General features: G+C 69.9%; 11 protein-coding genes. 6 read left to right on the top strand and 5 right to left on the bottom strand.

Features of this window, described 5'->3' with window-relative positions; translation table 11 throughout:
* Positions 1-90: 90 nt before the first annotated feature.
* Positions 91-1,722, bottom strand: coding sequence for a GspE/PulE family protein (locus AB0898_RS22655; RefSeq protein ID WP_366804768.1), 1,632 nt, complete (start codon positions 1,720-1,722; stop codon positions 91-93).
* Between the two features lie 473 nt (positions 1,723-2,195).
* Between AB0898_RS22655 and AB0898_RS22650 the strand changes: the two genes are divergently transcribed.
* The 3 genes from AB0898_RS22650 to AB0898_RS22640 all read left to right on the top strand — a co-directional run bounded on the left by AB0898_RS22650 (position 2,196) and on the right by AB0898_RS22640 (position 4,074).
* Positions 2,196-2,570, top strand: a complete 375-nt coding sequence (locus AB0898_RS22650) for a prepilin-type N-terminal cleavage/methylation domain-containing protein (RefSeq protein ID WP_366804767.1) — start codon at positions 2,196-2,198, stop codon at positions 2,568-2,570.
* Positions 2,571-2,592: 22 nt separating this feature from the next.
* Positions 2,593-3,390, top strand: a complete 798-nt coding sequence (locus AB0898_RS22645) for a prepilin peptidase (protein WP_366804765.1) — start codon at positions 2,593-2,595, stop codon at positions 3,388-3,390.
* 135 nt (positions 3,391-3,525) lie between these two features.
* Positions 3,526-4,074, top strand: a complete 549-nt coding sequence (locus tag AB0898_RS22640; protein WP_366804763.1) for a PadR family transcriptional regulator — start codon at positions 3,526-3,528, stop codon at positions 4,072-4,074.
* Positions 4,075-4,179: 105 nt separating this feature from the next.
* Here the strand turns inward: AB0898_RS22640 and AB0898_RS22635 are convergent, their stop codons facing one another.
* Positions 4,180-6,066, bottom strand: a complete 1,887-nt coding sequence (locus AB0898_RS22635) for an FG-GAP-like repeat-containing protein (protein WP_366804762.1) — start codon at positions 6,064-6,066, stop codon at positions 4,180-4,182.
* Between the two features lie 263 nt (positions 6,067-6,329).
* Positions 6,330-7,463 carry a hypothetical protein gene (locus AB0898_RS22630; RefSeq protein ID WP_366804761.1) on the bottom strand — a complete coding sequence of 378 codons (1,134 nt, stop codon included), beginning with the start codon at positions 7,461-7,463 and terminating at the stop codon, positions 6,330-6,332.
* A 385-nt stretch (positions 7,464-7,848) separates the two neighbouring features.
* Between AB0898_RS22630 and AB0898_RS22625 the strand changes: the two genes are divergently transcribed.
* The 3 genes from AB0898_RS22625 to AB0898_RS22615 all read left to right on the top strand — a co-directional run bounded on the left by AB0898_RS22625 (position 7,849) and on the right by AB0898_RS22615 (position 10,533).
* Entirely contained in the window at positions 7,849-8,493 is a 645-nt protein-coding gene (locus AB0898_RS22625) for a hypothetical protein (protein WP_366804760.1), read from the top strand.
* A 68-nt stretch (positions 8,494-8,561) separates the two neighbouring features.
* Complete coding sequence (locus tag AB0898_RS22620; RefSeq protein ID WP_366804759.1) at positions 8,562-10,136, top strand: prepilin-type N-terminal cleavage/methylation domain-containing protein; 1,575 nt, start codon at positions 8,562-8,564, stop codon at positions 10,134-10,136.
* Between the two features lie 4 nt (positions 10,137-10,140).
* Positions 10,141-10,533 carry an excalibur calcium-binding domain-containing protein gene (locus tag AB0898_RS22615; RefSeq protein WP_366804758.1) on the top strand — a complete coding sequence of 131 codons (393 nt, stop codon included), beginning with the start codon at positions 10,141-10,143 and terminating at the stop codon, positions 10,531-10,533.
* A 60-nt stretch (positions 10,534-10,593) separates the two neighbouring features.
* Here the strand turns inward: AB0898_RS22615 and AB0898_RS22610 are convergent, their stop codons facing one another.
* On the bottom strand, positions 10,594-11,670 hold the full coding sequence (locus tag AB0898_RS22610) for a methyltransferase domain-containing protein (protein WP_366804757.1): 1,077 nt from the start codon (positions 11,668-11,670) through the stop codon (positions 10,594-10,596).
* 140 nt (positions 11,671-11,810) lie between these two features.
* Positions 11,811-12,656: a hypothetical protein gene (locus AB0898_RS22605; protein WP_366804756.1), complete on the bottom strand. Its 846-nt coding sequence runs from the start codon at positions 12,654-12,656 to the stop codon at positions 11,811-11,813.
* Position 12,657: the final 1 nt, after the last annotated feature.

The following is a 12,657-nucleotide window of genomic DNA, read 5'->3' as shown; positions in this document are numbered from 1 at the left end:
GCCGATGCTCCGCATCGACTCCCTCCTCCGCCTTGCGACGCACGGCACCAGACGCCGCTCCCTGATCCGGCCTGATCGACGAGACACCCCCTAGACCACGTACACGCTGGACATGATCTCGGCGATGGTCGTGACTCCCTCCTCCACCAGGCGGACGCCTCCGTCCAGGAGGGTGTCCATGTGCTGCTCGCGGGCGGCCCTGCGCAGACTGTCGATCGGTGCCTTCTCGACGAGCAGGCGCTTGACCGCGTCGCTCATCACGAGGAGTTCGAAGACGCCGATCCGCTCCTGGTAGCCGGTCCGGGAGCAGAAGTTGCAGCCCCGGCCCTGCCAGAACTCGATGTCGGCCGGCCCGCCGGCCTTGGCGAAGAAGGCCAGTTCGTCCACGCCCGGCCGGCAGGGCTCGCGGCACTGGTCGCAGATCCGCCGGACCAGCCGCTGGCTGACCACCCCGGCGACCGTGGAGGTGATCAGGAACGGCTCGATGCCCATGTCGGTGAACCGGTGCAGCGCGGAGCAGGCGTCGGCGGCGTGGATGGACGACAGCACGAAGTGGCCGGTGAGAGCGGACTCGACCGCGATCCGCGCCGTCTCGGCGTCCCGGATCTCGCCGACCAGGATCACGTCGGGGTCCTGCCGGAGGATCGAGCGTAGCCCGGTCGCGAACGAGATGCCCGCCTGCTCGTTGATCTGGATCTGGTTGACCGACGGGAACACGTACTCCACCGGGTCCTCGATGGTGGTGATGTTGCGCTCGCTCTGGTTCAGCTCACCGAGCGTGGCGTACAGGGTGGTCGTCTTGCCGCTGCCGGTCGGTCCGCCGCAGGCGACCATGCCGTACGGGGAGCGCAGCAGCGACTGGAACCTTTCGTACGTCGCGGCGGGCATGCCGAGCTCGGCCAGCCGGAACAGGGTGCGGTTGCTGTCGAGCAGCCGCAGCACCGCCTTCTCGCCCCAGATGGTGGGGCTGGTCGCGACCCGGATGTCGACCGACCTGCCGTCGATCTCGGTGGACAGCTGCCCGTCCTGCGGGCGCCGCCGGTCGACGATGTTCATGTTGGCCATGATCTTGATCCGGCTGACCAGGGACGGCCCCATGCTCTCCGGCAGGCTCAGCACGTCGTGCAGCGCGCCGTCGATGCGGTAGCGGACCCGGACCCGGTCGGCGTGCGGTTCGACGTGGATGTCCGAGGCCCGGTCGCGCAGGCCCTGGGTCAGCATGAGGTTGACCAGGTGCACGACCGGCGCGTCCTCGCTCACCACCCTGGCCCCGGAGCCGGCGCTGCGGCCGGTCTCGGTCGCCTCGAACGCCTCGACCAGGCTGCCGACGCCGGCCAGCGCCCGGTAGGTGCTGTCGATCGAGCGCCGGATGTCCGAGGGGGCCGCGATCGCCAGCCGCACCCGGTCCGGCGCGACGGCCCGGCCGACCTCGTCGAGTACGCGCGGGTCACCCGGGTCGCCCGCCGCGATCAGCAGCGTGCCCTCGGCCCGCCGTACCGCGACGACGCCCAGCGAACGGGCCAGTGCCTCCGGCACCCGGGCGGCTGCCTCGGGATCGGGCTCGCTCTGACGCAAGTCGGCTACGGGGAAACCGAGTTGAACCGACAGCGCCTCGACCAGTGACCGCTCGTCGACCATGCCGAGTTCGACCAGCAGCGCGCCGAGCCGCTTGCCCGACGCCGACTGCTGCAGGAGCGCCTCGTCCACCTGCGCCGGGGTCAACAGCCCGTGCTGGACGAGCAGTTCACCGATGCGCGGCCGCTGCTGCCCGGCGGTCGGAGACCGTGTCGCGCCGAACGCCGCGTCGCTGACGGGCGGTTCGCCCGCCGGAGCCGGAGCCGGAGCCGGAGCCGGAGCCGGGTCCCGCTCCGGAGACGGAGACGGCGCCGGGCCCCGCGCTCCGCCGGGCAGGGCACCGTCCTCGCCTTCAGGGCCTGTCGTCGCCGCGCGGCGCCGGAGAAGCCGGCGATTCGCCAAGGAACCCCACCCCTTTCGCGTAGCCGCAGTGCAGTCATCTGTTGATTAGTCAGCCATGTACTACGGGACGTCATCATGCTGTCATCCGCCCCGACTTCGGGGCAAGCGTCGGAGTCGACCCTTGTCAGTCCATCGCCCGCTACGTAGTCTATCGCTGAATAGTCAAGGCGTTACTATCGCTCGATTCCGCTCGCACCGGCCGCCGTGGATGGAGAAGAATGTTCACCTACCTGCAGGGCAAGTTGCGCCGGCGAACGCGTGAACCGAACGAGACGACGGACGCCGGCTTCACGCTCATCGAGCTGCTCGTGGTCATCGTGATCCTCGGCATCCTGTCCGCCATCGTCGTCTTCTCCGTCCGGGGCATCAACGACAAGGGCCAGGGCTCGGCGTGCAAGACCGACAAGTCCACGATCCAGACCGCGGAAGAGGCGTACTTCGCCGCCGACAGCCGCGGCAAGTACGGCACCATGGCCGAACTGGTGGACGGTGGCTTCCTGTCCAACGCCTCCGCCTGGTACGCCGTCGACGTCCCGGCGGGAGGCGCCACGTACGAGATCACGCCGAAGGACGCATCGAGCCCCTGCACCTGATACGGGAAGCGGGGGTCCGGTCATGCCACCCGAACTCGCCCTGATCATCGGCCTGCTGGGGCTCGTCGTGGGGTCGTTCCTCAACGTCGCCGTCTCCCGGGTGCCGGCCGGCCGCTCGGTCGTGCGGCCCCGCTCCGCCTGCCCCCGATGCGCCACGCCGATCGCGGCCCGGGACAACATCCCCCTCGTGTCCTGGCTTTTGCTGGGCGGCCGTTGCCGCGCCTGCCGGGCCCCCATCCCCGTGCGCTACCCGCTCCTGGAAGCGCTCACCGCGATCCTGTTCCTTGCCGAGGCGCTGCGCTTCGGCCGGTCCGAAATGCTGCCGGCCGCACTGGTGTTCACCGCCGGACTACTGGCCCTGGCCGCCTGTGACGCCGAACAGTTCCTGCTCCCGAGGCGCCTGATCTACCCGACACTCTGGCTCACCGCCGGGTGTCTGCTCGCGGCCGCGGCGGTCACCGGCCAGTGGCATCGGCTCGGGGTCACCGCGGCATGCGGAGTGGGCGCGTTCGCCGTCTTCCTCGCCCTGCACCGGGTGCGGCCCGCCTGGCTCGGGTTCGGCGACGTGCGCCTGGCCGGGCTGCTCGGCACCGGCCTTGGCTGGCTCGGTCCGTGGTATCTCGTCTTCGCCCTGCTGGCCGGCAGCGCCGCCGGGCTGCTGGTGGGCCTCGTGCTCATGGCGGCGGGGCGGGCGACCCGCCGTACCCGTCTCCCGTTCGGCATGTTCCTCGCCGCGGGCGCCGTCGCCGCCCTCCTCGTCGGCGCGCCTGTCGTCCACTGGTACGAGAGCGTGAGCGGCCTGTACGCGACGGCAGGCTGACGGCTGCCGGCAACCGGCGGACCGCAACGGACCGATCGGTCCGTTTTCCAGGTATCTGGCGCCTATTCCAGCCTTTTCGGCTCCGGGTCCGGCCGACAGCGCGATCAACACCGGCGACCGCCTACCCTAGTTACCATGGAACAACCTGATCTGCCACTGGCCGAGTGGATTGTGCTCGCACTCGTGGCCGAACGACCCAGTCACGGTTTCGCCATCGCGGCCCTCACCGCGGAGGGCACGGAAATCGGTGAGTTCTGGTACATCTCGCGCCCCATGGTCTACCGGTCGATCACCCGGCTGGTCGAGCGCGGACTCATCACGGCGGTCGGCGCCGAGGAGAGCGATCGCGGACCGCAGCGCATGATCTACGCCGCCACCCGCTCGGCGAAGACGGCCGTCAACCGGTGGCTCAGCGAACCCGTCGCCCACCTGCGCGACGTCCGCGCCGACCTCACGAGCAAGCTGCTGCTCCTCCAGCGTCGCGGCGCCAGCCCGGCCTGCCTGGTCGAACGTCAACGGGTCGTCATCGACGGGATCGAGAAGTCGCTGCGCGCCAAGGAACAGGCCGGCAACCACCTCACCCGCGCGATCTACGCCTGGCGGCTGGAGCACGTCCGCGCCGCGCGGCGGCTCCTCGACGCCGTCGACGCCGAATCGACGCGGCCGGCCGTCAAGGCCGGCTGACGTCACGTTCGCCGTCCGCGTCACCGTCGCGCGGGTCGTCACGGTCGCCGGGCCGGCGACCCCACGTCAGGGTCTGACGGGCGGCCGCCGGAAACGGCCCGTCGGCTACGGCACCTCGACGACGGTCTCGCAGGAGCCGCCGGCCGCGATCGAATCCGTGCCCGGAAGCGTCGGGCCGCCGTTGTCGTCGCCGGCGCAGACGTCCGTGCCGTTGCCGCCGGAGAGCGTGTCGCCGCCCGCGCTGCCGACCACGACGTCGTTTCCGGCGCCGCCGGAGAGCGCGTCGTCACCGGCCCCGCCATGGATCACGTCGTTGCCGTCACCGCCGCTGATGGCGTCGTTGCCAGGACCGCCGTCGACGTGGTCGGCGCCGCCGCCGGCCGACACGGCGTCGTTGCCACCGAACGCGCAGATGGTGTCGTTGCCGCCGTTGCCGCTGACACTGTCGTTCCCGTTGCCGGTCACGATCACGTCGGCGCCGCTCGTGCCGGTCACGACCCCGTTGCCGGTGATCGTGGCGGCGAGACCGTGGCAGCCGGCCGAGACGCCGAGCGTCACGGTCGCGACGTTCGAGTCGTCCGTGCCGTCCGTCGCCTTGTACGTGAAGCTGTCGCTCCCGACGTAGGCACCGGCGGGCTGGTAGCTGAACGAGCCGTCCGGGCCGAGCGTGAGGGTGCCGTGCGCGGGGCCGGTCACGACCGACGCCGTCAGTGTGTTGCCGTCCGCGTCCGTGTCGTTGCCGAGGACCCCGGGAGCATCGACGACGAGCGGGGTGTCCGCCCCGATGTGGCTGTACGACTCGTTCGCGGCCGTCGGCGGCCGGTTCGTCGTGTTGAACAGCACCGACGCGTCGTCGACGTACGCCGCCGAGCTGTTGCTGTTGGCCGTGGCGACATCGGGACGCCCGTCGCCGTCGAGGTCGGCCACCGCTGTGGCCTGTGGGCTGCTGCCGCCGTTCAGCCCGAAGGCGAGCGGGCTGCCGAACGCACCGGTGCCGTTCCCCTCAAGCACCAGGACCTCGTCCGTATCGGCGCTGGAGACGACCAGGTCGGCGTGGCCGTCGCCGTTCAGGTCGGACACCGACGCGGAGCTGGGGTTCGTCCCCGCCGACAGTACGCTCGCGGTGCCGAACCCACCCGCGCCGTCGCCGAGCAGGACAGCGACGCGCCCCGGTGAGCCGGGCGCCACGACGACGGCGTCCGGCTGGCCGTCCTCATCGACGTCGGCGAGCTTGATCCTGGACGGCAGTGTCACACCGGCCGGGACGCTCGACGCCGTGCCGAAGCCCCCGTGTCCGTCGCCGGACAGCACGGAGAGCGTGCCGGTCGACGAGTTGGACGTGATGAGATCCAGATGGCCGTCGCCGTTGAGATCGGCGGCCGCGATGTCCTGCGGGTTGCCGCCGCCCAGTCCGTACTGCGTCGCCGTGCCGAAGGTGCCGTCGCCGTGGCCGAGCACGACCGAGACGTTGTCCGTGTTCGCGTCGGACGTCGCGAGATCCGGCTTGCCGTCCTCGTCGAGGTCGCCCACGGCGACGCCGGTCGGGAAGCGCGCGACACACGGGTTGTCGCCCGTGGTGTCGCACCCGGACGTCGGGTTGAGCCGCACCGCTGCTCCGGCGCCGAGCGCGCCGGAGCCGTCGCCGAGCCAGACCAGAGCGACGTTGCCGCGCGAGTCCTGGCTGATGACGTCCGCGTGGCCGTCGCCGTTGACGTCGCGGATCACCGCCGAGCCGAGGAAGACGCTCGACGCGGTGCGCGGCGCCGCGTACTTCGTCACCGCGCCGAAGCCGCCGCCCGAGCCGAGGAACACGCCGAGGCCCTCGGCGCGGATCACCGTCACGAGGTCCGGTGTCCCGTCGCCGTCGAGATCGCCGATCGCGACGGCGGAGCTGCCGCGGCCGTTGTCGTCGAGGTTCACCGCGGTACCGAAGCTGGTCGTGTCGGTGCCGGCCGCCGAGGCCGGTCCCGCGGTCATCACGACGGTCGCCACCGCGAAGACGAGCGTCAGAGCTCGGCGTGCCCGACCGCGCTTGACTGCGGCTGGGCGGCCGTCCGGTGTGAGGTGCCGATGTGGTGATCTGTTCATGGGTGAGGCCCCTCCCCAGGGCCTGATGAACAAGAGTGGGTGACGCGCTTCGGCGGTACGACCGCCGACCGACAAGGGGGACCGCCGACGAGGACCGGCGAGCCGGGACCGTCGGCGGGCGATGTCCGTGCCCGGCCGACGGTCCGCTGTCCAGCGCTCCGGATCGCCTAGTAGCCGTAGGCGGCGAGGGTCGACTGGATGGTGGAGTTGCTGTCCCACTTGGTGTTGAACAGGTTGGTCCAGGCGGCCACCGCGCCGGCGTTGCCGCCGTTCAGGGCGACGCCGTACTGCTCGATGTCCCCGTAGCCCGAGTACGCGCTCGGATCGACGTCGGTCCACGTGTTGGGGTCATTGCCCGTGGTGCCGTTCAGCGAGCTCGACGTCCAGCTCACGTGCATGATGTTCGACTTCGCGACGAGACCCAGCTGGGTGTTCCCGCCGGCGTTCGCCGTCACCGCGCCGCGCACCTGACTGATCCCCGATTCCAGGCGCACCTTGCACGCGGTGCCCGCGCTGTCGCACGCGCTTCCGGTGAACACGTTCTGGCCCGCTCCGCTGGTGACCCACGAGAAGCCGTTCTGTGTCAGCGCCTGCTTGGACGCCGCACCGAACGGCGCGGAAGCCGGGTCGGCGACCGCGATCCGGTGCCCGCTCGTCGCGAGCCAGCTCACCACCCCCGCGATCGTCGTGGGCGCGCCGCCGGAGACCGGCGACGCGTCACAGCGGGGCGACTGCGCCTTGCCGTTGCCGCTGCCGTTGGCGTCCGCGCCGAACGCCAGCGGCGGACTCCCGGCGTTGGACGGGTCGTCACCGTGCGTCGAGCCGGCCCAGCTGCCGCTGCAGCTGTAGATCGCCAAGTGCCCGATTGCCACGAGATGTTTGCTCAAGGGCGCGCCGTTGCACTCGACGCTCCCGCTCGCCGTGCACGTCCCACCGGACGCGGTCGGGATGACCGCGTCCACGTTGGCTTCGTCCGCCGACAGGAACGCGTCGATGTGCAAAGGCCCGTTGACGCAGTTGTTCGAGGACGACGGATCGCACGTGGTGTAGGGGCCGGCGCTCTTCAACTGCTGACGCAGGCTTCCCGACGTGATCCCCCGCATCGTCGACGTGTCGATCGCCGGCTTGTTCCAGAACCCGCCGACCTGCGATGCGGCATTCGCCGTGAACGCCGTGAAGGACTCCAGCGACTCGATCGTGGCTTTCATGTCCTTCGTCGCGGGATAGATGTTGTTCGCGACACCGACCTGCGAGTTCGTCGTGGCGAACACGGTCGGCGCCCCGGCGGCGATCAGGGCCATGGCGAGGGCACCCACCGCGAACGCGCGCCGTATCCGGCGCATCGCGGTGCGGCCGGAGGGGGGAGTGCCCCGAGTGTGTCTGGACCTTCGTTGCATCTGCTACTCCTCGTCGATCCGGTTGGCGGCGGCTGCCGCACGGGCACCCTGTCGGCGGGAGGAAGCACATGCCCGCGAACTCGTGGGCATGTGCGTGGTTTTCCGGCCTGACGGTGCCTCACACGCCTAGATGGTGCTCATGCGGCAACTCGGTAGTCAATGATTGACAACCTCGCTTGCTGTGGATGTAATGCACGTATCCAGCCCGTAGTGGGCCGGCGCGCGAGTGCCGTCGACCTGTTGCGGGACGCGAGGGAGGGACCGTCGGCGCGATGGGCGGAGGCGTGTTATGGCACTGTTGAGCAGACTGCCGCGCTCGCGCGTGTTCAGGTGGGGTGCGCTGGTTCTCGCGGTGGCCGTGGTGGCGGTGGTAGTCGTGGCGCTGCTGCGCGGCGGGTCGGATGCGGCCGCCCAAGCCCAGAAGCCCGACCCCGAGTGGTGCAGGCCGGGCACCCAGCGCAGCTCGCTCTGCCCGCACAACAAGGTGTTCCACGCGAAGGAGTACGCCGTCCACGGCGACGCCTTCGACTGCGTCGGCTTCGCCAGTCAGGCGGATGCCCAGGCGGTGCTGCGGGCCAACCCCGGCGACCCCAATCACCTTGACGACGGAGGCGGCGTCGCGTGCCGCGGACTGCCGGAACCGCGCGACACCAAACCGGTCGCCGGCGCCGCACAGCACTTCACCTGCGGTTCCGGCGACACGCGCAGCGCGCTCTGCCCGCAGCCGAAGCGGTCCTTCGACCCTCGCTACTTCCTGCGCTACGGCAATGACGCCTACGACTGCCCGGACTTCGCCGGCCAGGCGGACGCGCAGGCCGTCCTGCGTTTCGCGCCGGCCGACCCGAATCACCTCGACGACGACAAGAACGGCATCGCGTGCCCGGACCTGCCGGGACCGAAGGACGTCAAGCCCGTGCGGCGGGGAACACCGTGACGCGGCGTGGGCTCGCGGGTGCGCTCGGACCGAAGGCGACCCATCGATCGAAGGAAGCCCCGACTGCCATGACATCGGACCTTCGTCTCTTCTCCTCGCGCGCCAGACGCCAGGACGGGTTCACGCTCATCGAGTTGCTCGTGGTCATCGTGATCCTCGGCGTCCTCGCAGCCATCGTGGTGTTCTCCGTCAGGGGCATCGGCGACAAGGGCCACAAGAACGCGGTGTCCGCGGACGCGGCCACGCTGCGGACAGCGGAGGAGTCGTACTGCGCGAAGCACGGTCACTACGCGACAGTCGATGATCTGAAAGCCGACGGGCTGCTGGCCGGCGATCCGGTCTACAACATGGTGTCGGTCGGCGAGGAGAACAAGTGCGGTCGGGGCGAGAAGTCGTCGTTCACGCTGTACGACACCTCCGCACCGACGGAGTCCGGAGCGGACGCGATCCCGGTGGGCGCGAACGCGACCGACCTCGCGGTCGACGAGAAGGCAGATCGCGTGTACGTCGTAGCCCCCGACAGCAACAACGTCACCGTGATCGACGGCAAGACCGACACCCCGATCGGTACGCCGATCGACGTTTCCAGCGCGGTGTCGAGTCCGACCCGTATCGCGGTCGATCCCGGCACAGGGCGGGTCTACGTCGGGGGTACGGGCGGCGTCGCGATCATCGACACGACCCATGCCAATCAAGTGACCCACGTCGGCGACTTCACGACGGCCGTCGTCGGCCTGGCCGTCTCTCCCGAGAACGGCGACGTCTACATCGGCGGAAGTGACGCAGGCTATCTGTCGGTCGCCTATGTCCCGGCCGGCACTTCGTCGGCGACGCCGATCCCCCTGCCCGCCGCGAGCCTCGCGGCCGATGACGTGGACTTCTCCTCCGACATCGTGCACCACGCGGTGTACTTCTCGAAGCGGGGTACGGGCAGCGGAACGAGCCCCGATGCCGCCAGCGGCCTCTTCGCCGTCTCGTCGCAGACCCACGAGGCCAAGGTCGTAGCGCAGTTCCCGACGAAGCCGGGCTGCGGCTCCAATGCCGGGGACGTCCTCCTCGGGAACAGCGTTCGTGGCACCACCGCTGTCGATCCCGGCCGCAACCTGGTCTACCTCCCTGCCCGGAGGTGCGTTCCGGACCCGGCGAATTCCTCGGGCCGGTGGAAAACTGTCGCGACGACGATCGTCATCAACCCCGGCGACGGCAGTTCAACAGCGATCAACGACCCGGTGGGAACCACCTACACCAGCCAGGTCGCGGTCTACAACTCGGCGGCGGGGGCGGTCTACGTCTACTTGGAGGGGGGAGTGAACTGCGCCGGCAATGGGGCCCGCATCGACCGAATCGTCGGGACGAAGGTCACGGGGCAAGTGTCGGTCTGCGCAGTGTCAGTTGCCCCAGGGAACTATGCGCATCAGGTCGCCGTGCTGAGAAACTTCAACAGGATCTTCGTCGCACAGAGGAATGTTCTCAGTGCGCCGGGCGGCCTCGGGGTGGTCGACGGCGGCACCCTGCTGGCGCAAGCTCCGCGCGGCACGCCTCGCCAGTTCGCCGCGCTGGCCGTGAACGACAAGACGGGGAAGGTTTATGCGGTCGATCAGGCTAACGCGACGGTCGCGGTGTTCCGGACAGGATCGGCCTAGGACCATGCCGGAGCAGCCACGCGGCCTCCACAAGAGCCCGGATCACCGGTTGCGGCCGGGTCGTCGTCTCTTCCTCGCGGCGGTCGGTGTTATCGCGGCGATCACGCTGACCGCGTGCGGCGACGACGGACCTCCGAAGCGGACGTTCGACGTCGCTCCGTATGTGCACAAGGGGCACGTGGTCGACTGCGACGCGTTCAAGGCCCAGGCCGACGCGCAAGCGGTGCTGCGAGCGGACGCGCTCGACCCGAACGGGCTCGACCGGGACGGCGACGGTATCGCGTGTCCGAAACTCCCCGGCCCTGCGGACGAGAAGCCGGTCCACCGCGACTTCATGACCGACAAGGACGGGGCGCCGATCACCAAGCCGATCAAGCCGTCGCCGACAGGGAGATGACGCACACGGCAGCGGCGGTTCTTGATCGGCAGGCGTCGGGGGAGTCGTCGTGGCTCGCGGTCAGACGCGGGCCTCGTAGACGATGTTGAACGGGGTTTCCGCCGCCCGGCGGAACCGGGTCAGGCCTGCCTCCGCCGCGACCTGACGGGTGCGCTCCTCGCCCGCCTGGGCGCCCAGGGCGCGGCCGACCTCCTGGGACTGCGAGGCCGGCGTGCAGATCAGGGCCGAGGCGCCGTAGAACGTGCGGCCGAGCGGGTTGAGGTTCTCGTCCAGTCGGTCGCCCGCGAACGGCTCCACGAGCATGATGCTGCCGCCCTCGGCCAGTTGCTCCCCGCTGTGCGCCAGGGCGCCGACCGGGTCGCCCATGTCGTGCAGGCAGTCGAAGAACGCGATCAGGTCGTACGGCCCGCCGCCGAAGTCCTTGGCGCCGGCGACCTCGAACGAGACCCGGCCCTCGACACCGCTCTCCGCGGCCAGCCCCCGGGCCGCCTCGACGGACGGTCCATGACTGTCGAAGCCGGTCACCAGCGCGTCCGGGAACGCCTGGCCGATCATCACGGTGGAGTGGCCCAGTCCACAGCCCACGTCGGCCGCCCTGCCGCCGTCGCGCAGCTTCTCCACCACGCCGGTCAGCGCCGGCAGCCACTCGTCCACCAGGTGCGCGGCGTAGCCCGGACGGAAGAAGCGGCCCGTACCCGCGAACAGGTCCGCGTGGTGCTCGTGCCAGCCGACGCCGTGGCCGTCCCGGAAGGCGCGCTCCAGCCGGTCCCGTTCCTCGGCCGAGCCGCAGGACAGGAACGCCTGGTACCCGCCCAGTGCGAAGGCCGGGCTGTTCTCGTCGGCGAAGACCGCGTGCTGCTCCGGTGTCATACGGAAGCGGTCGTCGCCCTCGTAGGCCAGGTATCCGCTCGCGGCCATCGCGGCCAGCCATTCGCGGACGTTCCGCTCGGTGGTCCGGGTACGCTCCGCGAGCTGCCCCGGGCTGACGGCCTCGCCGTCCGCGAGAGCCCGGAAGAGTCCCAGCCTCTCCCCGAGCAGCACCAGCGGCGCCGCCGCGACCGCACCCAGATCGGTCACGACCTTCCCGAGCAGCTCGTTCAACTTCGCTTCGTCCACGGTGCGCATGTCGCCCGACACGACCACACCTCCTCTCGCCTTTTGTGCGGCTGACGCTACCTCGGACTTATGGGAGGCATTAGTGCGAAACACGCGAATCGCGGGCGTGCGAGCGATGCGTTACCCGTCCGTACGCGGTACAGGGGCTGCCGAGTCGATTGTCAGGTGGCGTTCAGACCGAACTCGACGCGCAGCTCGTTGGCGATGACACGGCCGCCGTTCAGGGCCACGGCCTGCTCGGTGCCGTAATACGTCCACTGAGTCAGATAGCCGTTGCTGGTCTTGATGACCACCGTGACGACATTGACACCGTCGCCGTCGCGCTGAAGGTGGAACCACGCCTGCGGAATATTGGCATCGCTCTTGCTGCTGTCGAATCCGGCGTCGTACGGATCAAGATTGACGACCGTACAGCCCGGCTCCTCCTGGACATAGCCCTGCGGACCGATGGCGCACGGCTCATCGCCGGCCGGCCGCTTGCGGAGCCGGTCGGCCATGAATCCGTCCGGGTCCTTGTACACACTGATCAGCTCCCCGGTGAGCGGATTGTTCTTGAGCCCGCCATTCCACTCGCCCTGGGTGATGTAGCAGTTTCTGCGGTCGACCGGCGTGGAGCGAGTCGGGTCGCCGACATACGGGCCGCCGCCGTGGACGGCGATGTAGGCGTTGTGCCGGGTGATCCTGCTGTAGCGCCGCATCGTCATGAACGCGCACGGATCGGGCGTGCCGTCGTTGATCGCCTGACGCTCCTTGGCGAGGTCCTTGCCGTCATCGTCTCTTTTGCTCGTGGCCGCGTCCTCATTGGGAGGCAATTGGCCGCTGTTGACGACGTGCCAGCCGGCATGGGGATCGTCGCCCGGTGCCGGGGATTGAGCGGCCCGTGACGAGGTGCCGGCCGACGGCTCTTTGGCGTTGTCGGCGTCTTTGCTCTCGCCGCAGCCCGCAAGGGGAAGTAAAAGACTCATGGCGCCGGCCACGGTCAACAGCGAGATACGCGACTTGCGCATG

It is taken from the genome of Streptomyces sp. NPDC005435, from assembly GCF_040703155.1.
GTDB lineage: Bacteria > Actinomycetota > Actinomycetes > Streptomycetales > Streptomycetaceae > Streptomyces.
Note: the sequence above shows the minus strand (reverse complement) of the source record. Positions and strands in the feature narration are given on the sequence as shown.